The organism is Streptomyces sp. A012304, assembly GCF_026008495.1.
Classification (GTDB): domain Bacteria; phylum Actinomycetota; class Actinomycetes; order Streptomycetales; family Streptomycetaceae; genus Streptomyces.
Genome location: NZ_BQUN01000098.1, coordinates 172,830 through 197,129 on the forward strand (window position 1 = coordinate 172,830; position 24,300 = coordinate 197,129).

Annotated in this window: 19 protein-coding genes, 1 tRNA gene and 1 pseudogene; 12 read left to right on the forward strand and 9 right to left on the reverse strand. The window is 70.7% G+C overall.

The genetic code is table 11. The features are described from left to right. The first annotated feature begins 1 nt into the window (after position 1). On the forward strand, positions 2-1,159 hold the full coding sequence (locus ALMP_RS23740; RefSeq protein ID WP_264931492.1) for an acetyl-CoA C-acetyltransferase: 1,158 nt from the start codon (positions 2-4) through the stop codon (positions 1,157-1,159). Here ALMP_RS23740 and ALMP_RS23745 read toward each other — a convergent pair. The 4 genes and pseudogenes from ALMP_RS23745 to ALMP_RS23760 all read right to left on the reverse strand — a co-directional run. Next, positions 1,143-2,192 carry a nitronate monooxygenase family protein gene (locus ALMP_RS23745; RefSeq protein WP_264931493.1) on the reverse strand — a complete coding sequence of 350 codons (1,050 nt, stop codon included), beginning with the start codon at positions 2,190-2,192 and terminating at the stop codon, positions 1,143-1,145. The genes ALMP_RS23740 and ALMP_RS23745 overlap by 17 nt on opposite strands. Further along, positions 2,192-2,911, reverse strand: a complete 720-nt coding sequence (locus ALMP_RS23750) for a CoA-transferase subunit beta (protein ID WP_264931494.1) — start codon at positions 2,909-2,911, stop codon at positions 2,192-2,194. Before ALMP_RS23750 ends, ALMP_RS23745 begins: the two co-directional genes overlap by 1 nt. Next, complete coding sequence (locus ALMP_RS23755) at positions 2,908-3,744, reverse strand: CoA transferase subunit A (RefSeq protein ID WP_264931495.1); 837 nt, start codon at positions 3,742-3,744, stop codon at positions 2,908-2,910. Before ALMP_RS23755 ends, ALMP_RS23750 begins: the two co-directional genes overlap by 4 nt. Positions 3,745-3,950: 206 nt before the next feature. Further along, a pseudogene (locus ALMP_RS23760) lies at positions 3,951-4,688 on the reverse strand (enoyl-CoA hydratase family protein); the annotation flags it as partial. A 53-nt stretch (positions 4,689-4,741) separates the two neighbouring features. On the opposite strand from ALMP_RS23760, the gene ALMP_RS23765 reads away from it, so the two are divergent. Together ALMP_RS23765 and ALMP_RS23770 are read left to right on the forward strand one after the other, a co-directional pair. After that, on the forward strand, positions 4,742-5,485 hold the full coding sequence (locus tag ALMP_RS23765; RefSeq protein WP_264931496.1) for an SDR family oxidoreductase: 744 nt from the start codon (positions 4,742-4,744) through the stop codon (positions 5,483-5,485). A 1-nt stretch (position 5,486) separates the two neighbouring features. After that, a complete protein-coding gene (locus ALMP_RS23770) occupies positions 5,487-6,398 on the forward strand; it encodes an SDR family oxidoreductase (RefSeq protein WP_264931497.1) in 912 nt (303 codons plus the stop codon). 45 nt (positions 6,399-6,443) lie between these two features. On the opposite strand, the gene ALMP_RS23775 is transcribed toward ALMP_RS23770, so the two are convergent. Then, positions 6,444-7,340 (reverse strand): hypothetical protein, encoded by an 897-nt coding sequence (locus tag ALMP_RS23775; protein WP_264931499.1) that lies wholly within the window; start codon positions 7,338-7,340, stop codon positions 6,444-6,446. 89 nt (positions 7,341-7,429) lie between these two features. Between ALMP_RS23775 and ALMP_RS23780 the strand changes: the two genes are divergently transcribed. The 6 genes from ALMP_RS23780 to ALMP_RS23805 all read left to right on the forward strand — a co-directional run bounded on the left by ALMP_RS23780 (position 7,430) and on the right by ALMP_RS23805 (position 17,296). Further along, complete coding sequence (locus tag ALMP_RS23780; RefSeq protein WP_264931501.1) at positions 7,430-7,780, forward strand: chorismate mutase; 351 nt, start codon at positions 7,430-7,432, stop codon at positions 7,778-7,780. Positions 7,781-8,074: 294 nt separating this feature from the next. After that, entirely contained in the window at positions 8,075-10,555 is a 2,481-nt protein-coding gene (gene pepN, locus ALMP_RS23785; protein WP_264931503.1) for an aminopeptidase N, read from the forward strand. A 405-nt stretch (positions 10,556-10,960) separates the two neighbouring features. Then, on the forward strand, positions 10,961-11,587 hold the full coding sequence (locus ALMP_RS23790; protein WP_264931949.1) for a hypothetical protein: 627 nt from the start codon (positions 10,961-10,963) through the stop codon (positions 11,585-11,587). Between the two features lie 175 nt (positions 11,588-11,762). Beyond that, positions 11,763-13,994 carry a hypothetical protein gene (locus ALMP_RS23795; protein ID WP_264931504.1) on the forward strand — a complete coding sequence of 744 codons (2,232 nt, stop codon included), beginning with the start codon at positions 11,763-11,765 and terminating at the stop codon, positions 13,992-13,994. A 525-nt stretch (positions 13,995-14,519) separates the two neighbouring features. After that, a complete protein-coding gene (locus tag ALMP_RS23800; RefSeq protein ID WP_264931505.1) occupies positions 14,520-15,878 on the forward strand; it encodes a pyridoxal-dependent decarboxylase in 1,359 nt (452 codons plus the stop codon). Next, positions 15,875-17,296, forward strand: coding sequence for a lysine N(6)-hydroxylase/L-ornithine N(5)-oxygenase family protein (locus ALMP_RS23805; RefSeq protein ID WP_264931508.1), 1,422 nt, complete (start codon positions 15,875-15,877; stop codon positions 17,294-17,296). The genes ALMP_RS23800 and ALMP_RS23805 overlap by 4 nt, the downstream gene beginning before the upstream one ends. A 124-nt stretch (positions 17,297-17,420) precedes the next feature. Here ALMP_RS23805 and ALMP_RS23810 read toward each other — a convergent pair whose 3' ends face one another. Next, positions 17,421-19,226, reverse strand: a complete 1,806-nt coding sequence (locus tag ALMP_RS23810) for a bifunctional UDP-sugar hydrolase/5'-nucleotidase (RefSeq protein ID WP_264931509.1) — start codon at positions 19,224-19,226, stop codon at positions 17,421-17,423. A 163-nt stretch (positions 19,227-19,389) separates the two neighbouring features. Between ALMP_RS23810 and ALMP_RS23815 the strand changes: the two genes are divergently transcribed. After that, complete coding sequence (locus ALMP_RS23815; protein WP_264931511.1) at positions 19,390-20,094, forward strand: SIMPL domain-containing protein; 705 nt, start codon at positions 19,390-19,392, stop codon at positions 20,092-20,094. A gap of 127 nt (positions 20,095-20,221) precedes the next feature. Beyond that, a complete protein-coding gene (gene pyk / locus ALMP_RS23820) occupies positions 20,222-21,652 on the forward strand; it encodes a pyruvate kinase (RefSeq protein WP_264931513.1) in 1,431 nt (476 codons plus the stop codon). A 120-nt stretch (positions 21,653-21,772) separates the two neighbouring features. Here the strand turns inward: pyk and ALMP_RS23825 are convergent. Continuing rightward, positions 21,773-21,845, reverse strand: a tRNA-Leu gene (locus ALMP_RS23825). A gap of 102 nt (positions 21,846-21,947) precedes the next feature. On the opposite strand from ALMP_RS23825, the gene ALMP_RS23830 reads away from it, so the two are divergent. After that, entirely contained in the window at positions 21,948-22,604 is a 657-nt protein-coding gene (locus tag ALMP_RS23830) for an ANTAR domain-containing response regulator (protein WP_264931515.1), read from the forward strand. An 82-nt stretch (positions 22,605-22,686) separates the two neighbouring features. On the opposite strand, the gene ALMP_RS23835 is transcribed toward ALMP_RS23830, so the two are convergent. Together ALMP_RS23835 and ALMP_RS23840 are read right to left on the reverse strand one after the other, a co-directional pair. Further along, positions 22,687-23,403, reverse strand: a complete 717-nt coding sequence (locus ALMP_RS23835) for an ABC transporter ATP-binding protein (protein ID WP_264931517.1) — start codon at positions 23,401-23,403, stop codon at positions 22,687-22,689. Continuing rightward, the gene (locus tag ALMP_RS23840) at positions 23,400-24,296 is read right to left on the reverse strand and encodes an ABC transporter ATP-binding protein (RefSeq protein WP_264931519.1); all 897 of its coding nucleotides are present in this window, start codon (positions 24,294-24,296) and stop codon (positions 23,400-23,402) included. The genes ALMP_RS23835 and ALMP_RS23840 overlap by 4 nt, the downstream gene beginning before the upstream one ends. Positions 24,297-24,300: the final 4 nt, after the last annotated feature.

Sequence of the window (24,300 nt, forward strand, 5' to 3'; positions counted from 1 at the left end):
CATGGCCGAGGCCTACATCGTCGAAGCGGTCCGCACGCCCGTGGGGCGGCGCGGGGGAGGGCTCGCCGGGGTGCATCCGGCCGACCTCGGCGCGCATGTGCTCAAGGAACTCCTCGCGCGCTGCGGCGTGGACCCGGCCGCCGTCGAGGACGTCGTCTTCGGCTGCCTGGACGCGGTGGGCCCGCAGGCCGGGGACATCGCGCGGACCTGCTGGCTGGCGGCCGGGCTGCCCGAGGAGGTGCCGGGCGTGACCGTGGACCGCCAGTGCGGGTCCTCGCAGCAGGCGGTGCACTTCGCCGCGCAGGCCGTGCTCTCCGGCACCCAGGACCTCGTCGTGGCGGGCGGCGTGCAGAACATGTCGCAGATCCCGATCGCCTTCGCCACCCGGCAGGCCGCCGAGCCGCTCGGCCTCACCCAGGGCCCCTTCGCGGGCAGCGCGGGCTGGCGGGCCCGCTACGGGGACCGGCCCGTCAACCAGTTCGCCGGCGCCGAGATGATCGCCGCCAAGTGGGGCATCGGCCGCCAGGAACAGGAGGAGTTCGCGCTGCGCTCGCACCGGCTCGCGCTCCGCGCCATCGACGAGGGCCGCTTCGAGCGGGAGACCGTGGCCCTCGGGCGCGTCGCCGTCGACGAGGGCCCCCGCCGCGACACCTCGCTGGAGAAGATGGCCGCGCTCAAGCCCGTCATCGACGGCGGCACGATCACCGCCGCCTGCTCCTCGCAGGTCTCCGACGGCGCCGCCGCCCTGCTGCTGGCCTCCGAGGACGCCGTCCGCGACCACGGCCTGCGCCCACGCGCCCGCGTCCACCACCTCTCCGTGCGCGGCGAGGACCCCCTGCGCATGCTGACCGCCCCGATCCCCGCCACCGCCCACGCCCTGAAGAAGACGGGGCTGACGATCGACGACATCGACCTCGTCGAGATCAACGAGGCGTTCGCGCCCGTCGTCCTGGCCTGGCTGAAGGAGACCGGCGCCGACCCCGCCAGGGTCAACGTCAACGGCGGCGCCATCGCCCTCGGACACCCGCTGGGCGCCACCGGCGCCAAACTGATGACGACCCTGCTGCACGAACTGGAACGCACCGGCGGCCGTTTCGGCCTCCAGACGATGTGCGAGGGCGGCGGACAGGCCAATGTGACGATCATCGAACGGCTCTGAGCCGCTCCCGGGTCTCCTCGGCCTCCTTCATGATCCGCTCCACCAGCTCCGCGCACGACGGCAGGTCGTCGATCACCCCGGCGACCTGCCCGGCCGCCATCACCCCGACGTCCGTACGGCCGTCCACCATCGCCGACTTCAACAGCATCGGCGTGTTCGCGGCGAGGAGCGTCTGGCTCCAGGTGAGGTCCTTGCCGTGCTTCAGGGCGAGACCGTCGAGGACCATCCGCCGCCAGGTCAGCCCCGACAGTCTCCGGAACCTCGCCGCCCGGCGGACCGCCCCGAGCAGGGCCCGGGTGCGGCCGGCGCGCTCCAGGGCGTCGACCAGGTCCGTGCGCAGCATGCGGTGCGGCAGCCCGTCCACCGCCCGGGTGACCGTGACGTCCCGGACCGTCGCCGCCAGGTACCTGGCCTTCACCGCGTCCGGCACCGTCGAGTCCGACGTCAGCAGGAACCGCGTGCCCATCGCGACGCCCGCCGCCCCGTACGCCAGCGCCGCCACCAGCCCCCGCCCGTCATGGAAGCCGCCCGCCGCCACCACGGGGATGTCCACCGCGTCCACCACCTGCGGCAGCAGCACCGTCGTCGCCACCTCACCGGTGTGCCCGCCGCCCTCCCCGCCCTGCACGAGCACCGCGTCCGCGCCCCACGCGGCGACCTTCTCGGCGTGCCGCCGGGCCCCCACGGACGGGATGACGACCACCCCCGCCTCCTTCAGCTCGGCGATCAGCTCCCGCGACGGGGCCAGCGCGAACGACGCCACCTGTACCCCCTCCTCGACGATGACCCGGACCCGGTCACCGGCGTCGCCCGCGTCCGCGCGGAGATTGACCCCGAACGGCGCGTCGGTGCGGGACCGCACCTCCCGTACCGCCTCACGCAGCCGGTCCACGGTCATCGTCGCCGAGGCCAGGACGCCCAGCGCGCCCGCGTTTGCCGCCGCCGACACCAGGCGCGGGCCCGCCACCCAGCCCATCCCGGTCTGCACGATCGGGTGGCGGACCCCGACCAGCCGGGTGAGCGCGGTCTCCATCACCGCGCCACCTCACGCGCGCGGGCGTCGCCGGGGTCGAGCACCTCGCGGATCAACCTCAGCTCCTCCACGGTCGGCTCCCGGGTGGCCGGCACCTCGTCCGGGACGACCGGCTCGAAGCCGGTGGCCTCCCGCACCTCCTCCACCGTGACCCCCGGATGCAGACCGGCCAGCCGCATCGAGTGGTCGGGGGTGGCGAAGTCCAGCACACCGAGGTCGGTGACGACCCGCGCGAGACGGTGGAAGGGGGCGTCGCCGGCCCGGTCGTACCCCACCCCGCACACCATGTCGACCCGCTCCACGAAGACCCGCCGGGAGTGCTTGGGCACCCAGTAACTCGTCGTGTTGTTCAAGGTGTTGACCGGCGCGCCGCGCACCCCGAGCAGTTGCCGCGCGGGCCGGGCCCAGTCGCCGACACAGGAGATGTTCTGGTTGCCGTACCGGTCGAGCTGGCCGGCGCCCATCATCACGTGCCGCCGCCCGCCGGTCACCAGCGTCAGATGCTGCCGGTAGGGCAGCCAGCCCTCGACGGTGCCGTCCGGGCCGACGATCAGCGCCTCGCCGTCGGTCAGCAGCAGCTCCGGCGCGAAGGTGAGCCGCGCGAGCCGCGCCCCGAGCGACGGGATCAGACCCATCGGGCTCGCCAGGATCTCGCCCGCCCCGCGCCAGACCTCGGCGCAGGCGATCACGCAGTACTCGGCACGGGTGACCCCCTTCACGCCCCCTCCCCGACCGCCGAGCGGTACGCCTGCTCGTCCCCGCCGAGGAACCGCGCCGCGAACTCGGGCCACGGTGTGGCCGCGTACGTCCGCTGGAAGGCCTCGTCGCGGCCGTAGTCCGGTGCGCAGGACGTGAAGTGCGCGCCGTTCGGCGCCTCGACCACCCCGGTCACCGTGTGCCGCTTGACCAGCAGCGTCTGCACGGCGGCCGCCTTCGTCAGCTCGGCCGTGTCCACGATCCGCTCGCACGACAGGTACGCCGCGTCCGCCGCCTCGCAGAACAGGTCGTCGAAGTAGGGGTCGGGGCCGAGGTACTGCCCGTTGCCCCGCCGGTCCGCGCGGTTCACGTGCACCAGTGCCGCGTCCAGCCGCAGCGCGGGCATCGCGACGAACGTCTCCCCGTCCTCGTACGGCGAGGTCACCGTGCGCAGGCCGGGGTTGACCCGCATCACGTCCGAGCCGAGCCCGGCGCGCACCGGCAGGAACGGCAGCCGGTTGGCGGCGGCGCGCAGCCCCCACAGGAACATCGCCTCGTCGATCTCCGTCAGCTCCAGGGCGCCCCGTTCGCGGGCCGCCCGGTAGTGGGGTTCGAGCGGGATCGAGTCGAGCGTGACGAACGCCGTGACCAGCCTGCGGATCCGGCCGGCCGCCGCGAGCATGCCCACGTCCGGACCGCCGTACGAGACGACCGTCAGGTCGGTGACGTCCGAGCGCAGCAGCGCGCGGACCAGCGCCATCGGCTTGCGTCGCGAGCCCCAGCCGCCGATGCCGAGGGTCATCCCGCTCTCCAGCCGGGAGACGGCCTCGTCGGCGGTCATCGTCTTGTCCCTCACCGGGGTTCCTCCGTCCCGAAACTCGCGTCCTTCCCGGGGACCGGGGCCCGCCCTGAGGCCGGGTCCGTTGTTCCGGAGGCCGGGCCCGTCCCTGAGGCCGGGCCCGTCCCTGAAGGCGGGGGCGTCCCGGAGGCCGGGCCCGCCTCGGGCACCGCGTCCGTCCCCGACGCCCCTTGCCCCCCGGAGCCCTCTTCCGCCCGGGAGGCCCCATCGGTGCCGAACGCCGCGCGGACCCGGTCGGCCACGCCGCGCACGCTCGCCTCGAAGGTGAAGCCCTGCTCGAAGCGGTAGCTGCGGCGCACGTCGACCGGGTCGATGCCGTTCAGCGCGGCCTTCGCCAGACGGAGCAGCTCCCCGTCCTTCGCGGCGATCTCCCGCGCCAACTCCAGCGCGGCCCCGCGCAGTCGGTCGCGCGGCACCACCCGCCACACCGAGCCGTGCGCGTGCAGCTCGGCCGCCGTGACCGTGCGCGAGGTGTAGTACAGGGCGCGCATCAGATGCTGGGGGACCAGCCGGGCCAGATGCGTGGCCGCGCCCAGCGCCCCCCGGTCCAGCTCGGGCAGGCCGAACACCGCCTCCTCGCTCGCCACGATCGCGTCCGCGTTGCCCGCCAGGCCGACACCCCCGCCCAGGCAGAAGCCCTGCACCGCCGCGACCACCGGCACCTCGCACTCGTACACCGCCGCGAACGCCTGCGCGCAGCCTCGGTTGGCGCCGACCAGCGCGCCGTCGCCCCGCGCCTGGATCTCCTTGATGTCCACCCCGGCGTTGAACCCCCTCCCCTCGGCGGCCAGCACCACACACCGCACCCCCGGATCCCGGCCGGCCGCGCGCACGGCGTCCGCCAGCGCGAACCACGCCCGCACCGGCAGGGCGTTCACCGGTGGGACGTCGACGGTGACGACGGAAATCCCCTTTTCCGGGGACGAGGTGGAGACACCCATGGAAGCATCAGCTACCTTTCCACCAAACGTTTGTTAGGCGGAAGGTAGCGTGAATGGAGCTGGACGGGAAGGTCGCCGTCGTCACGGGCGGCACCCGGGGGGTCGGCGCCGGCATCGCACGCGCTCTCGCCGGCGCCGGCGCCCACGTGCTGGTCTGCGCCCGCCGCCCACCCCGAGCCCCCCTGCCGGGAACCGAGTTCGCGCCGCTCGACGTACGCGACGCCGACGCCGTACGGCGCTTCTTCACCGGGCTGGACCGCCTGGACGTCCTCGTCAACAACGCGGGCGGCGCCCCCTACCGGACACTCGCCGACGCGGACGCCGAACGGCACCTGCGGGTCCTGGAACTCAACCTCCTCGCCCCGCTCACCGTGTCCCTCGCCGCCCACCGTCAGCTGCGGCGCGCCCACGGCTCGATCGTGATGATCGGCAGTGTCAGCGGCAGCCGCCCCTCGCCCGGCGCCGCCGCGTACGGGGCGGCCAAGGCGGGCCTGGAGAACCTCGCCCGCTCCATGGCCGTGGAATGGGCACCGGACATCCGCGTCAACACCCTGGTCGTCGGCATGGTCCGCACCGAACGGTCCCACCTCCACTACGGCGACGACACCGGCATCGCCGCCGTCTCCCGCACCGTCCCCCTCGGCCGCCTCGCCGAGCCCTCCGACGTCGGCGCCGCCACCGTCTTCCTCGCCTCCGAGGCCGCCGCCTACATCAGCGGCGCGAGCCTGCTGGTGCACGGCGGCGGGGAGCGGCCGGCGTTCCTCGACGCGGCGACCGTCAACCAGGAAGGGCAGTGAGATGCCAGGTATCTGCACCGGACGGGTCGTCGTCGTCACCGGCGCGGGCCGGGGCCTCGGCCGCGCCCACGCCCTCGCCTTCGCCGCCGAGGGCGCCCGGGTCGTCGTCAACGACCTCGGCGTCGGCCTCGACGGCCGCCCGGACCCCGACAGCCCGGCCGCCCGGGTCGCCGCCGAGATCCGCGCGGCGGGCGGCGAGGCCGTCCCCCACGCCGGCGACATCGCCACCCGTGAGGGCGCCGCCTCCCTCGTGGCCACCGCCCTGGACACCTACGGCCGGCTCGACACCCTCGTCAACAACGCCGGCTTCCTGCGCGACCGGATGCTGGTCAACCTCGACGAGGACGACTGGGACGCCGTCGTACGCGTCCACCTCAAGGGACACTTCCTGCCGCTGCGGCACGCCGCCGCCCACTGGCGCGCCGAGGCCAAGGCCGGCCGCACCCCGGTGGCCCGGATCGTCAACACCAGCAGCGGCGCCGGCCTGCTGGGCTCCGTCGGACAGGGCAACTACAGCGCCGCGAAGGCCGGAGTCGTCGCCCTCACCCTCGTCGCCGCCGCCGAGCTGGCCCGCTACGGCGTCCAGGTCAACGCGATCGCGCCCGCCGCCCGCACCCGGATGACCGAGCACACCTTCGCCGACGCCATGGCCGCCCCCACCGCCGGCTTCGACGCGATGGCCCCGCAGAACGTCTCCCCACTCGTCGTCTGGCTCGGCTCCGCCGCGAGCGCCGGCGTCACCGGCCGCGTCTTCGAGACGGAGGGCGGCCGGATCACCGTCATGGAGGGCTGGCGGGCCGGGCCGACCGCCGACAAGGGCGCCCGCCGCAGCGCGACGGAGGCGGGGGAGACGGCCCGCGAGTTGCTGGCGGCGGCCGAGGCACCGGGGGCGGTGTACGGGACCCGGGCGTGACACCGGGCCACCCGGCCAGACGGCTGGACCGCCCGGCCACAGCTCCTACGTGTCGCACTCCAGCACGTTCCGGCACAGCGCGCAGCGCACCCGCACCCGCCCCCGCACCGGCACCCTGATCCGCTGATGACAGGTCGGGCACGCGAACGTCACCCGCAGCGGCCCCCGCGGATCCGGGACGAACACGTACGGCGTGCCCCCCGCCGCGGAGACCGGACGACGGTCCTGGGCGTGCCGGCGGTCACGGGCGTACCGGCGCCGCCCCGCCCAGCCCGCGGCCGTCAGCGGCGGCTGCCGCTCGTCGAGCAGCGCCCGCTGCCTGCCCTCCACATACGCCGAGTACGCCTGCGCACTGGTGAACCACGTCGAGGGATCCTCACCGAACAGCAGCGCCCGCTTGGCCAGCACGTACCCGAACTCCTCCGGCGTCAGATACCCCAGCTTCTGCGACGAGGCCGCGTCCTCCCGGTAGGCGTCCAGCAGCAGCCACCCCGCCCCCAGATACGTCGTCGCCGTGTCCGTGAGGATCTCGTTGGCCCGGGTGCCCGGGAAGGACAGGTCCAGCCGGTGCAGGAAGACATGCATGATCTCGTGCGCCAGCGCCGCGCCGATGTCCCGACGATGGCCGCGGAACCGGTCGTTCAGCTCGATGAAGTACTCCGGCCCCGCCGCGAGTTCCACGTTCGCCGCCTGCTCCATCGCACGGAAACCGATGATCATCCGCGCGTCCGGCAGCCGGTAGTGCCGCACCAGCTCCCGCGCCACCCGCTGCGCCCCCAGATACAGGTCGTCGGTGTCGCAGAACGCCACATCGACGGGGGCGACACTGGTCGCGAACTGGTGGATCGTGTCGTACGACAAGCGTTTGTACAACGCGGTGACGGCGGCCCGCACCGTCTCCAGATGCGGGTAGCCGTGCTCGACCGGTCCGCCGTTCGCCACGCCCGTACCCCCAAGACGCCGTGCACCCGCTCTCCACTGTACGAGGTCCGGGGCGAGCGGAACGGGCCCGGCGACTAGGGTGAACGCCCATGAGCACCAGCAACACCGGAACCGGTGACGTCGACCCGGCCGTCCACGAGGAACTCGCACGGCTGCGCGACAGCATCGACAACATCGACGCGGCCGTCGTCCACATGCTCGCCGAGCGCTTCAAGGCCACACAGCAGGTCGGCCACCTCAAGGCCCGCCACCAGCTGCCCGCCGCCGACCCGGCCCGGGAGGCCCGGCAGATCACCCGCCTGCGCACCCTCGCCGAGAGCGCCAAGCTGGATCCGGCCTTCGCGGAGAAGTTCCTCAACTTCATCATCGCCGAGGTGATCCGCCACCACGAGCGCATCGCCGACGACGCCGTCAACGGCTCGGCCCCCACCACGGGCTGACCCCCTCCACGACAGCGGGGCGGCCCCGGCCGAGCAGGCAGGCCGGCGGGGGAGCACCGGGCGTCGGCCCGCGGACGCCCGCGCCGGCGGGGGAGCACCGGGCGTCCCTCCGCGGACACCCGGGCCGGCGGGGAAAGCAACCCTTCACCCGCCCGGTCGGCGCCCCCTCACGGCCGTCACGGCGACGGCGCGGTGACCGCCCGCGCCCCGCGGCCCCGGCGCGCGAGCCGGGACAAACAGTGCGTACCGATCCGCCCCTGTGCCCGGCCTGCGCCATCAGGCAGCATGGCCTGCATGTCCGTACTGACGCGCGACGAAGCGCAGACCCGTGCCCAGCTCCTCGACGTCCACCGCTACACCATCGAGCTCGACCTGACCACCGGAGACGAGACCTTCGAGTCCCTGACCGTCATCCGTTTCGCCGCGCGCACGGGCGCGGACACCTTCGTCGAGCTCAAACCGGCCGAGCTGCGCTCCGTCACCCTCGACGGCGAGCCCCTCGACCCCAGGACACTGGACGACAACCGGCTGCCCCTGAAGAACCTCACCGCCGGCGAACACGAACTGCGGATCGCCGCGAGCATGCGCTACTCCCGCACCGGCGAGGGCATGCACCGCTTCACCGACCCCACCGACGGCGAGACCTACCTCTACTCCCAACTGTGCATGGACGACGCCCAGCGCGTCTTCGCCGCCTTCGACCAGCCCGACCTCAAGGCCGTCTTCGACCTGTCCGTCAGGGCCCCCGAAGGATGGACCGTCCACGCCAACGGCATCACCGAGCACCTCGGCGAGGGCCGCTGGAAAGCCGCGCCCACCCCGCCGATCTCCACCTACCTCGTCGCCGTCGTCGCCGGCCCCTGGCACTCCGTACGCACCGAGCACCGCGGCCTGCCCTTCACCCTCCACTGCCGCCGCTCCCTCGCCCCCTACCTCGACACGGACGCCGACGAGATCCTCGACGTCACCCGCGCCTGCTTCGACCGCTACCACGAGAAGTTCGAGGAGCCCTACCCCTTCGACTCCTACGACCAGGCCTTCGTCCCCGAGTTCAACGCCGGCGCCATGGAGAACCCCGGCCTCGTCACCTTCCGCGACGAGTTCGTCTTCCGCTCCGCCGTCACCGACACCCAGCGCCAGACCCGCGCCATGGTCATCGCCCACGAAATGGCCCACATGTGGTTCGGCGACCTCGTCACCCTGCGCTGGTGGGACGACATCTGGCTGAACGAGTCCTTCGCCGAGTACATGGGCTACCAGACCACCGCCGAAGCCACCCGCTTCACCGACACCTGGACCGAGTTCGGCGTCGTCCGCAAAGCCTGGGGCTACGACGCCGACCAGCGGCCCTCCACCCACCCCGTCGCCCCCGACCACGTCGAGGACACCGCCGCCGCCCTCCTCAACTTCGACGGCATCTCCTACGCCAAGGGCGCCTCCGCGCTCCGCCAGCTGGTGACCTGGCTCGGCGAGAAGGACTTCCTCGCCGGCATCAACACCCACTTCGCCCGCCACAAGTTCGCCAACGCCACCCTCGCCGACTTCGTCGACTCCCTGGCCTCCAGCACCGAACGCGACGTCCACGCCTGGGCCGAGGCCTGGCTGCGCACCACCGGCGTCGACACCCTCACCCCCGCCCTCACCACCGACGCCGGCACCTGCGCCCTCACCGTCCAGCACACCGGCAGCCGCCCGCACCGCGTCCCCGTCGGCCTGTACGACCAGGACCTCTCCGACGAGGGCCGCCTCGTCCTGCGCGAACGCCTCGACCTGGACATCCCGCTCAGCGCCCCCCAGCCCATCGGCAAGCGCCCCGCCCTGGTCGTCCTCAACGACGGCGACCTCACCTACGCCAAGGTCCGCTTCGACGCCGGATCCTTCGCCACCGTCCGCTCCAGCCTCTCCGGCCTGCCCGCGCCCCTCACCCGCGCCGTCGTCTGGAACGCCCTGCGCGACGCGGTCCGCGACGGCGAACTGCCCCCCTCCGCCTACCTGGACACCGCCCGCACCCACCTCCCGCACGAGACCGACCTCGCCCTCGTCCAGGGCGTCCTCGCCTTCGCCGCCACCCAGATCGCCGACCGCTACCTCACCCCCGACGAGCGCCCCGCCGCCCTGGCCACCCTCAGCTCCCTGTGCCGCGACCTCATCCGCCGCACCGAGGACGGCGACCACCCCGACCTGCGCCTGATCGCCGTACGCCACTTCATCGACGTCGCCGCCCACCCCGACACCATCGCCGCCTGGCTCGCCGACGGCACCGTGCCCGGCGGACCCGAACTCGACCCCGACCTGCGCTGGCGCGTCCTGGCCCGGCTCGCCGCCCTCGGCGCCGTCGACGAGACCGCGATCGCCGCCGAACTGGAGGCCGACCCCTCCGCCACCGGCCAGGAAGGCGCCGCCCGCTGCCGCGCCGCCCTGCCCGACGCCGACGCCAAACGGCGCGCCTGGGAGGCGATGTTCACCACCGACGACCTGTCCAACTACCTCTTCACCGCCACCGCCCAGGGCTTCTGGCAACCCGAACAGGCCGACCTCGTACGGGAGTACGTGCCGCGCTTCTACCAGGACGCCGTCGCCCTCGCCGCCCGCCGCGGCCCCGCCATCGCCGACGCCGCCGGCCGCTGGGCCTTCCCCGCGCACGCCGTCGACACCGAGCACCTCACCCTCGGCGAGACCTGCCTGCGCGAAGCCGACCCGATCCCCGCCCTGCGCCGCAAGCTCGCCGACCAACTCGACGACCTCGCACGGGCGTTGAAGGTACGCGGCGCCTGAACCCGCCGACCGCTCCCCGCGCGACCCGCGCGGGGAGCGGCCGATCGCCACCACACAACAGAAGTTGACGGTGTGAAAGACGCGGGTCTAGCCTGAAAAGCGTACGAGCCCTTCATTGCTCCGCGACCAGCAGACGGCACAGGCCGGATGCCACTCGGACCTCGAACTGGCGGACCCGGAGATCACACGCATCTCACCGGGCCACCGAGCAAGAGACCGAGGAGCGAAGCGGTGGACGACGTAGCGCGTATCGCCCGAATCCGTTTGCCTGACCGGCCCCGAAAGCCGGCTGGAGTGATCAGTTCGAAGCGGTGCAGCCGCCTGTCGTTCTGACGACCCTCGGATTCGAGCGAAAGGCCAGGAACAGCCATCAGCGCACCTCAGCCGGTCGATCGTACCTACTACATCGACGAATCCGGCATCCCCCGAACCGGCCTCGCGCTCTACACCGCCCTGGGCGTCCCGACGGCCGACGCCGCGGACATCCTCCACGCCTGGCAGGCCCTGCGCGACCGCTGGTCCCACGACCACGGAATCCCTCCCGAGTACGAACTCCACGCGAACGGATTCCTCGCCGGACGCGGACGCCCCGGTGGCCGCAACCCGCGCAAGATCGAGCGCTACCGCATGGCCCAGGAAGCCCTCGACGTGATCGCCGCCCAGCCCGGCCTGCACATCACCACCGTCTACACCCAGGACCTCACCCACTGGGGCCTGGCCAAGCGACGCGCCTACGACCGGCTCCTGCGCCTGCTCGACCAGCGCGCCACCGAGACCGGCGAGATCCTCGCCCTGGTCGTCGACGGAGACGGCAGCGAACACCTCTACGCCGACGCCCACCTGCGCCTGCGGCCCAGCCGCATCCCGCACCCGGCCGCGGCCGTCCCGGCCCACACCTCGCCGCATCTCCAGATGGCCGACCTCGTCGCCTACTGCGCCTGCCAGACCATCGCCCGCCGGCCCAGCCGGCAGTTCATGTGGGGCTGGCACGCCCGGCACCTGCCCAAAGCGACCGCCCCCGAACGGTGCTGACCCCCACCCCACACATGACGGACCCCGGCCGATGGCCGGGGTCCGTGGAAGCAGACCTGGCGCGCATTCACCACGCGCCCTGACTGCACCCCCAAGTCTACCGGCCGGGGCTGCGCCGGGCCAGTGAACAACCGACCGACTTACCGCCCCACAGCAGCCCAAAGAAAGGAAAAGCGTGACCGCGACCACAGAATCACAGGACCACGACCCCTTCGGGCAGCATATCCAAACCCCCGATGGTGGCCCCGAAACCATCTCCTTCACCTTCCAAGGCGAGGAGTTCACCGTCTCGGGCTTCGAACGCACCCTCCCCGACCCCTCCACCCCCGGCGACCGCGCCCAGCTCGTCAAAGCCGGCCTCAACGCCGACGGCGCCGCCCTCGACGAGGACGCCTGGCACGCCGTCGCCCGCGCCATCATCTCCCCCGAAGCCGCCGCCGCCCAGCTGCGCTCCGCCAAGGGACAGGCCTCCGCCCTCATCGAGGAACACGTCGAAGGCGCCACCCTGCGCTCACTGCACACCAGGGTCTGGCTCACCGAACTCTTCCCCGGCCACCAGCCACGCACCGGCCAGGGCGCCCTCCCCGTCGAGGACCCCGAGGTCCACGGCGACGTCGACGACCACGGACGCCCCTACGCCCGGGTCGTCTACCGCTACCGCGACCGCAAACACCTGCACGACCACCTCGCCCAGACCATAGAACAGACCCGCCACGCCAACCCCAACCCCTACGACCGCTCCATCCTCGCCCGACGCATCACCCGCGCCGTCATCGCCCACCCCTGCCGACTCGAGTTCGCCGACGGCGACGAACACATGGACGTCCTCGCCGTACGCGACGGCATCACCCGCCTCACCAGCGCATGGGCCCTGCTCACCGACGCCACCGAAGGCAGCACACCCTACGCCGACGAGATCGCCGCCACCGCACTGCGCATCCTCACCGCCGAGAAGACCCAGCGACGCGGCAGCAACGAGAAGTCCCTCAGCCAGCGCATGGCCCTCGGCCGACAGGACGCCCTCACCGGACTCCTCGCCGAGTTCCAGCGCGGCGTCACCCAGGAACAGCCCGCCGACCGCTCCGTACGCATCGGCCAGACCCTCGTCGTCCCCGCCCAGATCACCGTCGGCATCCACCGCCACGGCTCCGCCGGCCTCTCCGCCGAGGAAGTCTTCGACGACGCCGTCCGCTCCATCCTCGCCTCGATCCACGTCGAGTTCCGCCACTGGGAGGCCGCCGCACAGAACGTAGAGGTCGGAAGCCGCGCCATCAGCCGCGTCCGCCTGCCCGGACTACCCCAGAACAGCCTCCTCGAGGGCATCATCGGCCTCGCCCTCGGACGCCGCAAACCCGAAGACCTCCCCGCCGTCTTCGGCCGGCCCGACATCCCCGGGACCCCCCTGTGGCGCGCCGTCTACCTCACCCACTTCCTCACCCGGCCCGAAGTCTTCGAACAGGTCAAGAAGTTCGCCAAGGACATCAAGGGCACCAGTCAGATGAAAACCTCCGGATACGCCGAACTCCTCGGCCCCGTCATCGACCTGCCCTGGCGCGGCTACAAAGCCGGATCCCTCCAGCAGGCCCGCAATGCCTGGGCCAACGGCGGCGTTCTCACCAAGCAGGTCCTCGGAGACTGGCAGCCCACCCCCACCGCCGACTTCACCGACCTCGTCGAACCCGCGCTCAAAGGCAACAAGGACGCCCGCCAGACCCTCGCCGTCGCCGGCGGCACCGCCCTCATCGCCGACAAACTCATCACCCGCAACGTCGGCTCCGCCGTGGGCAAGACCGTCCCCTTCCGCGCCAACACCGACCAGATCGTCGCCGGCCTCGCCCAGTCCGAGGAAGGACTCTGGAGCCTCGCCTTCGCCGCCCGCGCCTTCGAGGCCAAACGCGAATGCCTGAACTCCTTCACCGACGCCCAGCTCCTGGCCCGCAACACGGCCGACATGTACACCATCCCCGCCGTCGACCTCTCCGCCCCCGACAAGATCGCCCGCGACGCCGGCGGCCGAGCGGTCCGACCCCTCGACCAATGGCGCGTCGTCGCCGTCTCCAACCCCGGCAAAGCCCAACAGGCCGAACAGGAACGCCAACAGCAGGACCACGACGCCGACAACGAACCCTCCGTCGCCCAGAAACTCGCCGCCGAACGCCGCGCCCTGCGCCACGCCGTCGCCGAGGCCGGCCACGCCGTCGACCGCCTGCTGAAGATCGCGGACAGCCCCGAAGCCCGGGCCACCACGGTCCACCCCTTCGGCTCCCAGGAAGAACTCGACCGCATGATCGCCGAGGTACGCCAACTCGTCGGCCGCATCACCCTGCATCCCCAGGCCGCTGATGAGGAGGAATGGGAGAACGAGGAGAACGAGGAGAATGACGGGGACGAGGAGTACACGGACTGACCCACGGTTGGCCCCTCTCTGACTCCGGCGGACCGGTCCGGGCGGGGGGGGCGGTTGAGGCGGCGCGCCCTGTCGTCGTCCGGCCAGTGCGGCCCGGCTCGGTCCGAAGGGCTCGGCCGCCTGGCAGCCGTCGGCCGGTGGGCCCGCCGATCAGGGCCCCACGGCCGCGCAAAAGGGACCCGCCGAGTCGCTGTGCCCTGGTGGCCGCTCGGCCGCGCAAGGATCCGCCGAGCCGCTGTGCCCTGGTGGCCGCTCGGCTGCGCACGGGATCCGCCGAGCCGCCGCTCCCGCTCACAGCCCGGCTCGATGCACCCCGACCCGGGGCGGCTCAGCCCGACGGCTGCGCCCGGTGCGACCCGGCCCGACCCCTCCCGGCCCCGCCGGGACTCTTCACCCCGACCGACCCCCACCTCACGCGCCCCCCAGTACCCACTTTCGGGTCCCCTCCCCCCACTTGGCAGGCACGCCACCGCTTCCTCGGACAAGCTGGAAGCCCCCGCCGCCCTGCCCGCCCGGAGGAGCCCCATGACTCTCCCGCCCCTCGCCTCGGGCCCCCAAGGACCCGACGCCCTACGGCCGTTGCTCGACACCGTCCTCCACGCCCTGGACACCGGCAACCGCGCCCGTGGCGGACCACTGCCCCCCGGCGGACCCGACACGGTCACCGCACACGTCCATGCCGCCGTCGGCGACATCCTGCCCGACAACGGCGACCCCGACGCCCTCCACACCCTCGTCCACACCCTCGTCGCCGGTTCCGCCGACCCCGCCCACCCCCACTGCGCCGCCCACCTCCACTGCCCACCCCTCGCCGTGGCCACCGCCGCCGACCTCGCCGCCTCCGCCCTCAACCCCTCTCTCGACTCCTGGGACCAGGCCCCCGCCGCCTCCGCACTCGAAGCCCTCGTCACCCGCGCCCTCGCCCACGAAGCCGGCATGGCCGACGCCGTCGTCACCACCGGCGGCACCGACGCCAACCACCTGGCCCTCCTCCTCGCCCGCGAACGCCACGGCCCCGCCCTCCGCCTCATCCACGGGGCCAACGCCCACCACTCCCTGCCCCGCGCCGCCTGGCTCCTCGGGCTACCCGACCCCATCGCCGTCCCCGCCCCCGCCGGCACCCTCGACCCCGTCGCCCTCGACGAAGCCCTCAGCCGCGTCCCCGGCCCCCACCTCGTCGCCGCTACCGCGGGCACCACCGACGCCGGACTCATCGACCCCCTCCCCGACATCGCCGCCCGCTGCGCAGCCCACAACGCCCGCCTCCACATCGACGCCGCCTACGGAGGCGGCCTCCTCTTCAGCGACCAGCACCGCCACAAACTCACCGGCCTCCACACCGCCCACACCATCACCCTCGACCTGCACAAACTCGGCTGGCAACCCGTCGCCGCAGGTCTCCTCGCCGTCCACGACCCCCACGACCTTGACCCCCTCACCCACCGCGCCGACTACCTCAACCCCGATGACGACACCGAGGCCGGCCTGCCCGACCTCCTCGGCCGCTCCCTGCGCACCACCCGCCGACCCGACATCCTCAAAATCGCCGTCACCCTCAAAACCCTCGGCCGCACCGGCCTCGCCACCCTCGTCGACCAGGTCTGCGCCCACGCCCGGCACCTCGCCGACCTCATCGAACAACACCCCCACCTCGACCTCTACGACCGCCCCACCATCAGCACCGTCCTCTTCCGCCCCACCAATGCCACCGACGACACCGTCGCCGCCCTGCGCCGCAACCTCCTCACCGACGGCCGCGCCGTCCTCGGCCGCGCCCGCCCCGACGGCCGCCTCTGGCTCAAAACCACGCTCCTCAACCCCCACACCCGGCTCGACGACCTGGCCACCCTTCTGAAACTGGTGGAAGGAAACACCCCCGCATGAACACGCCCCCATCCTCCGACCCCGACACCCCCCGCGACCTCGTCGGCATCGGCATCGGCCCCAGCAACCTCTCCCTCGCCGCCCTCACCCACCCGCTCACCCAGCTCGACGCCGTCTTCTACGAACAACGCCCCACCTTCCACTGGCACCCCGGCCTCCTCATCGACGGCGCCCGCGTCCAGGTCCCCTTCCTCGCCGACCTCGTCACCCTCGCCGACCCCACCAGCCCCTGGACCTTCCTCAACTACCTCCGCACCCACGACCGCCTCTACCCCTTCTACATCGCGGAACGTTTCCACATCCACCGCGCCGAATACGACGCCTACGGCCGCTGGGTCGCCGACAACCTCCCCGGACTCCACTTCCGCCACCAGGTCGACGCCGTCCGCTGGAACCACGAACGCCACCTCTTCGAAGTCGACTACACCCACCTCGACCCCGACGGAGAAGCCGAGGCCCTCGGCCGCACCTACACCCGCAACATCGCCCTCGGCATCGGCACCGAACCCCACATCCCCGACCCACTACGCCCCCTCGTCGAAGCACCCGGCGTCCCCGTCATCCACGCCGGCGACTACCTCGACCACCGCACCACCCTCCTCGCGGCCGACCACGTCACCGTCGTCGGCTCCGGACAGTCCGGCGCCGAGATCTTCCTCGACCTCCTCCGTCACCGCCCCGTCGGCCACGAACGCCTCCACTGGATCGGCCGCACCGAAGCCTTCGCCCCCATGGAGTACTCCAAACTCGGCCTCGAACACTTCACCCCCGACTACACCCGCTACTTCCACGCCCTTTCCGAACCCACCCGCGACCACCTCCTCACCACCCAATGGCAACTCCACAAGGCCATCGACACCGACACCCTCGCCGCCATCCACGACGAGCTCTACCGCCGCACCCTGCACGGCGGCTGGCCCGACACCACCCTCACCCCCGGCGTCCACGTCCGCACCGCCGGCCGCATCGCCACCACCAAGATCGAACTCCACCTCGAACACCTCCAGCAGGACACCCGCACCCGCCTCACCACCGACGCCGTCGTCCTCGCCACCGGCTACCGCGAACGCCCCCTGAACCGCCTCCTCGCCGGCCTCGACCCCTACCTGCGCCGCGACAAAGCCGACCGCCCCCGCATCGACGAACACTTCCGCCTCGTCCTGGACCCCACCATCACCGCCACCGGCAGCGCCCTCTACGTCCAGAACGCCGAACGCCACACCCACGGCGTCGGCGCCCCCGACCTCGGCCTCACCGCCTGGCGCAGCGCCACCATCGTCAACACCGTCACCGGCAAGGACACCTACCCCCTCCCCACCCGAACCGCCTTCACCACCTTCGGACTCCAGCAGCCCCGACCCCACCTCCCCACCGCCCGGCAACCCCGCACCCTCATCCCCCTCGCCGAAAGCCGCTGACAACGCAAAGGGACGGCGGGAAAACCCCCCACCGTCCCTCGCGCCGAAGCCCCGGACAGAGCCACAGCCCCAGGCAGAGCCGACGCCCTCAGAAGTGCCGGAGCCGCTGGAAGCGCCGAACCCCCTAGAAGACCGGCGTACCGTTCCGCGTCAGCTTCCACCCCACCGACGCGAACTCCGCCGGATCGATGGACCCCTTCGCCTTCACCCACGCGATCATCGTGTTACGGATCTCGTCCGAGTTCGACCACAACAACCGCGCCGACGCGACATGCGGGAAGTTCCCCCCACCATTCGCCCGGTAGTTGTTCACCGCGAACACGAACCGCTGATCATCCGCCAGCGGCGCCCCCTCGAACCGCACATCCACGATCCGCGACCCCGCCGGCTTCGCGATGTCGATCTCATACGTCAGACCACTCACCGCGTCATAGTTGTAGTCCGGCGTCCCGTTCGCGTTCGTCAGCTTCGCCGGATCCACCACCGCATCCGGCGCCGTCTGCACGAAATAGTTCGCCGAATACTCCAGATACGCCTTCATCTGAGCACCCGTCATCAAACGGGCCTCCAACGTGTTCTCGAAGACATACAGACCCGCCACATCCCGGATCGTCACCTCACCCGCCGGAATCACCGCACTCCGCGAGAACGCCGCCGCCTGCGACAACACCGGCAACGACCCGTACTCCGAACCCGCCAGAGCCTGCCGCACCGTGTCGGCCTGAATGTGATTGATCAGATCGATGATCGGCACATCCTTGTACGGCGCCTCCACCGACCTCATCTCCGCGGCGTTCGTCCCGATGACCTGGTTGACGTACGCCACGACCTTCTCGTGCTCGTCGGAGAGCAGCTTCACGATCTTCTCGTCCTCCTCCACCGTGTTGGAATTGAGGACCTGCGCACCCACCTTCTCGACCGCCCAGCGCCCCTTCTCCCACACCAGCTCGAAGTCGAACAGCGTCAGACGCTGCCCCCACTTCAACGGCTCCGACAGCACAACCTGCTTGCCGGTCGCCTTGTTCGTGACGAAGTACTCCGCGATCTCCGTGTGCGCGTGACCCACCAGAATCGCATCGATCCCCGGCACCTGCTCCGCCACCAGACCCGCCGCATTCTCGATGTACGGCAACTGATCACCGTACGACGACGTCCCCGACGAACCACTGTGCGCGGACACGATCACCACATCCGCGCCCATCGCCCGCAGCTTCGGCACCCACTTCGCCGCCTGCTCCTCCAGGCCCGGGAACGTCATCTTCCCCTGCACATTCGCCTTGTCCCAGATCGCGATACCCGGATTCGTCAACCCCAGCACCGCCACCCGCACATCCCGCCCGAACGGCGTGCACAACCGGTGCATGCTGTACGGCGCGAACGCCGGCCGCAACGTCTTCGCATCCAACGCGTTCGCGCCCAGCAGCGGGAAACGACACTGCTCCTCGAACTTCCGCAGCACCGGAATGCCGTAGTTGAACTCGTGATTCCCCAGCGCCGCCGCGTCATAGCCGATCGCATTCATCGCCTGGGCCATCGGATGCACCGGCCCGCCCTTGGCGGTGATCGGATCCACCTTCGCGTAGTAATACGACAACTGCGTGCCCTGAATGGTGTCGCCCGCGTCGATGAGCAGAGTGTTCCGACGACCCTTCTCCGCGCGCACCTGATTCACCAGCGTCGAAATCTTCGCCAGACCGACGTCGTTGTGCGCCTTGTCGTCGAACTCCTTGTCCGTGAAGTAGTCCCAGTTGAAGACATTCCCGTGGAGATCCGTCGTCCCCATCACCGTGAACGCGTACCGCTTCACCGGGCCGGCCGGCCTCCCCACCTCCGCCGCCTGCGCCGCCGGAGCCGCAGCCGCGCCCGCGATCGCCACCCCCGCCCCGGTCGCAGCGGACTTCTTCAGAAACTTCCGGCGATTCAACGGCATGACTTGCTCTCCTCGGCGAACCGTCAACGACGCGCGTAGATAACGCGCGTAGATTCTGACCCGGCCGAGGCCGACCACAACAGACCCCACAGGTTTCGATCTGGTGACCTCAACCACCAACACCCGCGCCCTCAAACAGAAAACACATGACAGAGTGGGACGTATGACCGCCCCCGACCACCCCGCCCACCTTCCCTACGGCACCCCCGACGTCCCCCACATCGCCGTCCGCGGCGAAGCCCACCTCGAAGTCGACCCCGAAATCGCCCGCATCCACATCACCGTCACCGCCCGCGGCCGCGACCGCCGCACCATCCTCGACGACCTCGCCCGCCGCAACACCACCGCCCTCGACCTCATCAAGACCTACGGCGACGCCGTCGAGCACATCGAAACCAGCGCCCTCACCCTCACACCCGAACTCACCGCACGAGGCCGCGGCGAACACATCCGCACCTACCACGGCAACGTCCACATCACCGCCGAACTCACCGACTTCACCACCCTCGGCGAACTCACCACCCGCCTCGCCGACCTCGAACTCACCCACGTCACCGGCCCCTGGTGGTCTCTCCGCCCCAACTCACCCACCCACCGCACAGCACGCCAACGAGCCGTACAAGAAGCCGTCCAACGCGCCCGCGAATACGCCCAAGCACTCGGCACCACCCTCACCGCACTCACCGAACTCGCCGACATCGGCACCGAAATCACTCCGCCGGCCCGCCCCGCCGCACGCATGCGCGCCATGTCCGCCACCGCACCCACCGACGACACCACCCCCGCACCCCTCGACCTCGAACCACAACGCCAGCACGTACACGCCGCCATCAACGCCCGCTTCACCATGGCACCCCCGATTTTGTGACCCGAAAACGCTCATCGGAGCGGACCACCGCACAATTCAACACTTGACGACAATCCTTCACCCAAAGGTTCTTGAGAAGACACCCACCACCAATTCGCTACCAGGCGGTAAGCCCTAGGCTCGACCCATGCGCCGAGCGAAAATCGTCTGCACCCTGGGCCCCGCCACCCACGCCTACGACCAGATCAAAGCGCTGGTCGAAGCCGGAATGGACGTCGCACGCTTCAACCTCAGCCACGGCACCCACGCCGAGCACGAGGAGCGCTACCACCACGTGCGCAAAGCCGCCGACGAAACCGGACGCAGCATCGGCATCCTCGCCGACCTTCAAGGCCCGAAAATCCGCCTCGGCCACTTCGCCGAAGGTCCCGTTCTCCTCGAACGCGGCGACACCTTCACCATCACCGTCGAAGAAGGCACCCAAGGCGACCGCCACATCTGCGGAACCACCCACGCCGGCCTCGCCCACGACGTCACCCAGGGCGAACGCATCCTCATCGACGACGGCAAAGTCACCCTCCACGTCACCTCCGTCGACGGTCCCCGCGTTCACACCCGTGTCCTCGAAGGCGGCATCATCTCCGACCACAAGGGACTCAACCTCCCCGGAGTGGCCGTATCCGTCCCGGCACTCTCCAAGAAAGACGAAGAAGACCTCCGCTGGGCGCTGCGTACCGGCTTCGACGTCATCGCCCTGTCCTTCGTCCGCAGCGGCAAAGACATCCTCGACGTCCACCGCATCATGGACGAAGAAGGACGACACCTCCCGGTCATCGCCAAAATCGAAAAACCCCAGGCGGTCGAAGCCATCGACGACATCGTCGCCGCCTTCGACGGCATCATGATCGCCCGTGGCGACCTCGGCGTCGAAATGCCACTCGAACACGTCCCCATCGTCCAGAAACGCGCCATCAAGCTGGCCAAACGCAACGCCAAGCCGGTCATCGTCGCCACCCAGATGCTCGACTCCATGATCGACAACTCCCGCCCCACCCGCGCGGAAGCCTCCGACGTCGCCAACGCCGTCATCGACGGCACCGACGCCGTCATGCTCTCCGGCGAGACCAGCGTCGGCAAACACGCCGTACAGACGGTCCGCACCATGGCCAAAATCGTCGAGGCCGCGGAAGAAGACATCCTCGCCAAGGGCCTCCCGCCCCTCACCGAGAACAGCAAACCCCGCACCCAAGGCGGCGCCGTCGCCCGAGCGGCAGCGGAAATCGGCGACTTCCTCGGCGCCAAGTTCCTCGTCGCCTTCACCCAGTCGGGCGACACCGCCCGCCGCCTCTCCCGCTACCGCTCACCCATCCCCCTGCTCGCCTTCACCCCCGAGCCCGCCACCCGCTCCCAGTTGAGCGCCACCTGGGGCGTGGAGACCTTCCTCGGCCCCCAGGCCGACTCCACCGACGCGATGGTCGCCCAGGTGGACGAACTGCTCCTCAAGTACGGCCGCTGCGAGAAGGGCGACACCGTCGTCATCACCGCCGGCTCCCCGCCCGGCGTATCCGGCTCCACGAACATGGTCCGCGTGCACCACATCGGTGAGAACGACACGTAAGGGTCCGGGGGAAGCGGTGGGGCGCCGCGTTCTCGCAGGCCGCGCCACACGGCAAAAAGCGGATGTTCACGAGAACGAGAACATCCGCTTCTGACGACATCCTTGGAATCCAAGGAAAAGTACCCCGGGTCGGATTCGAACCGACGCTGTATGGTGTTTGAGACCATTGCCTCTACCGCTGGGCTACCGGGGCTCCCTTTGAAAGAAAGGTTGACGGCCACCCGCCGTGCCCCCACCTTACCGCAGCTAGGTAGGCTCTTGTCAGCAGCACCCCTGCCCTGAACAAGGAGCCCCCGTGACCGCCCCCGAGTCGCCCCAGCCCGCAGACGCGCCCGACGACGACAAGTCGCACGTGCCTCCGCTGACGACCCGTGTCGTCATCGCCGAGGACGAGGCCCTGATCCGGCTCGACCTCAAAGAGATGCTGGAGGAGGAGGGCTACACCGTCGTCGGTGAGGCGGGTGACGGCGAGCAGGCGATCGAGCTGGCCCGCGAGCACCAGCCGGACCTGGTGATTCTCGATGTGAAGATGCCGAAGCTGGACGGTATCTCGGCGGCGGAGAAGATCGCGGAGGAGCGGATCGCGCCGGTGCTGATGCTGACGGCGTTCTCGCAGCGTGATCTGGTGGAGCGCGCGAGGGACGCGGGGGCGATGGCGTATCTCGTGAAGCCGTTCAGCAAGAGTGACGTGGTTCCGGCGATCGAGATGGCTGTCTCGCGGTTCACGGAGCTGAAGGAGCTGGAGAGGGAGGTCGCGGACCTCACACAGCGCCTGGAGACGCGGAAGCTGGTGGACCGGGCGAAGTCGATCCTCCAGACGGAGTACGGGTTGACGGAGCCGGCGGCGTTCCGGTGGATTCAGAAGACATCGATGGATCGGCGGATGTCGATGCAGCAGGTGGCCGAGGCGGTCATTCAGGACGCTGAGGAGAAGAAGGCGTCCAAGGGCTGAGGTCGGGAGCGCTTGTCGAGCACGGCGGAGGCCCGCACCCCTTTCGGGGGTGCGGGCCTCCGCCGTGTGCGGGTGGTCCGGGTCAGTCTTCGCCGAGGTAGGCCTTGCGGACGGACTCGTCGTGGAGAAGGTGCTGGCCGGTGCCGGACAGGACGATCTTGCCGATTTCCATGACGTGGCCGTGGTCGGCGAGGGAGAGGGCCGCTTGGGCGTTCTGCTCGACGAGGAGAATCGTCGTGCCCTGGGACTTCAGTTCGGCGATGGTGGCCATGATCTTCTGCATCATGATCGGCGAGAGGCCCATGGAGGGTTCGTCGAGCATGAGCAGTTTGGGCTGGGACATGAGGGCGCGGCCCATGGCGAGCATTTGCTGTTCGCCGCCGGAGAGGGTGCCTGCGGCCTGCTTCCTGCGTTCTCCGAGGATGGGGAAGAGGTCGTAGGCGCGCTGGATGTCCTTCTCGATGCCGGGTTTGTCGTTGCGGAGGAAGGCGCCGAGGCGGAGGTTGTCCTCGATCGTCATGCGCGGGAAGATGTGCCGCCCCTCGGGGGAGTGGGCGAGGCCGAGCGAGACGATGTCGTGGGCCGGGATCTTCTTCAACGACTTGCCGTTGAATTTGATCTGGCCGCCGACGGGCTTGAGGAGGCCGGAGAGGGTGCGCAGGGTGGTGGTCTTGCCGGCGCCGTTGGTGCCGATGAGGGTGACGACCTGGCCGGCGTCGACCTTGAAGGAGATGCCTTTGACGGCTTCGATCTTGCCGTAGGCGACCCGGAGGTCTTCGACTTCGAGGAGTGCGGTCATCGGTCGTTCTCCTTGCCGGGCTTGCCGGGCGCGGCGTCCGTGGTGGTGTCGGCGTTCGCTTCGGCGGCTTCGACTTCGGCGAGTTCTTCGGCGCCGGGGGCGTTCTCGAAGGGTTCGCCGAGGTAGGCGGCGATGACGCGTTCGTCGCCCTGGACGGTGGCGCTGTCGCCTTCGATGAGTTTCTGGCCCTGGACGAGGACGGCGACGCGGTCGCAGAGGTTGAAGATGAAGCGCATGTCGTGCTCGATGACGAGAACGGCGATGCCCTTGTCGCGGATGGCGAAGACGAGTTCTTCGGTGGTCCGCGTTTCCTGCGGGTTCATGCCGGCGGTGGGCTCGTCGAGCAGGAGGAGGCCGGGTTCGCTGGCGAGTGCGCGGGCGATTTCGAGCTTGCGCTGTTCGCCGTAGGGGAGGTTGCGGGCGAGGTGGTCGGCCTTCTTTTCGAGGCCGACGAACTCGAGGAGCTCCATGGCGCGTTCGCGGGAGGTGGCTTCGGCCTTGTGGAAGCCGGGGCCGCGGAGGACGGCGGACCAGAAGCCTTCCTTGGTGCGGGTGTGGCGTCCGACGAGGACGTTCTCCAGGACCGTCATGTTGGCGAACAGGCGGATGTTCTGGAAGGTACGGGCGATGCCGGCCGCGGTGACCTTGAAGGATTTGGGCGGCAGGACCTGGCCCTTGTACCGGACTTCGCCTTCGGTGGGGATGTACAGGCCGGTGAGGCAGTTGAAGAAGGTCGTCTTGCCGGCGCCGTTGGGGCCGATGAGGCCGACGATCTCGCCGCTGTTGACGGTGAGGTTGACGTCGCTCACGGCGGTGAGGCCGCCGAAGCGCATGGTCACGCCGCGGGCGTCGAGGACGGTCTGTCCGGTCTGGGTGGTGGTGTCGGTGGTCATGGTG

What these genes read in the sequence shown, in the direction of transcription:
- ALMP_RS23740 (WP_264931492.1), top strand. Translation starts at nt 2, where the DNA reads ATGGCCGAGGCCTACATCGTCGAAGCGGTCCGCACGCCCGTGGGGCGG.
- ALMP_RS23745 (WP_264931493.1), bottom strand. Translation starts at nt 2,192, where the DNA reads ATGGAGACCGCGCTCACCCGGCTGGTCGGGGTCCGCCACCCGATCGTG.
- ALMP_RS23765 (WP_264931496.1), top strand. Translation starts at nt 4,742, where the DNA reads ATGGAGCTGGACGGGAAGGTCGCCGTCGTCACGGGCGGCACCCGGGGG.
- ALMP_RS23770 (WP_264931497.1), top strand. Translation starts at nt 5,487, where the DNA reads ATGCCAGGTATCTGCACCGGACGGGTCGTCGTCGTCACCGGCGCGGGC.
- ALMP_RS23780 (WP_264931501.1), top strand. Translation starts at nt 7,430, where the DNA reads ATGAGCACCAGCAACACCGGAACCGGTGACGTCGACCCGGCCGTCCAC.
- pepN (WP_264931503.1), top strand. Translation starts at nt 8,075, where the DNA reads ATGTCCGTACTGACGCGCGACGAAGCGCAGACCCGTGCCCAGCTCCTC.
- ALMP_RS23800 (WP_264931505.1), top strand. Translation starts at nt 14,520, where the DNA reads ATGACTCTCCCGCCCCTCGCCTCGGGCCCCCAAGGACCCGACGCCCTA.
- ALMP_RS23805 (WP_264931508.1), top strand. Translation starts at nt 15,875, where the DNA reads ATGAACACGCCCCCATCCTCCGACCCCGACACCCCCCGCGACCTCGTC.
- ALMP_RS23810 (WP_264931509.1), bottom strand. Translation starts at nt 19,226, where the DNA reads ATGCCGTTGAATCGCCGGAAGTTTCTGAAGAAGTCCGCTGCGACCGGG.
- ALMP_RS23815 (WP_264931511.1), top strand. Translation starts at nt 19,390, where the DNA reads ATGACCGCCCCCGACCACCCCGCCCACCTTCCCTACGGCACCCCCGAC.
- pyk (WP_264931513.1), top strand. Translation starts at nt 20,222, where the DNA reads ATGCGCCGAGCGAAAATCGTCTGCACCCTGGGCCCCGCCACCCACGCC.
- ALMP_RS23835 (WP_264931517.1), bottom strand. Translation starts at nt 23,403, where the DNA reads ATGACCGCACTCCTCGAAGTCGAAGACCTCCGGGTCGCCTACGGCAAG.
- ALMP_RS23840 (WP_264931519.1), bottom strand. Translation starts at nt 24,296, where the DNA reads ATGACCACCGACACCACCACCCAGACCGGACAGACCGTCCTCGACGCC.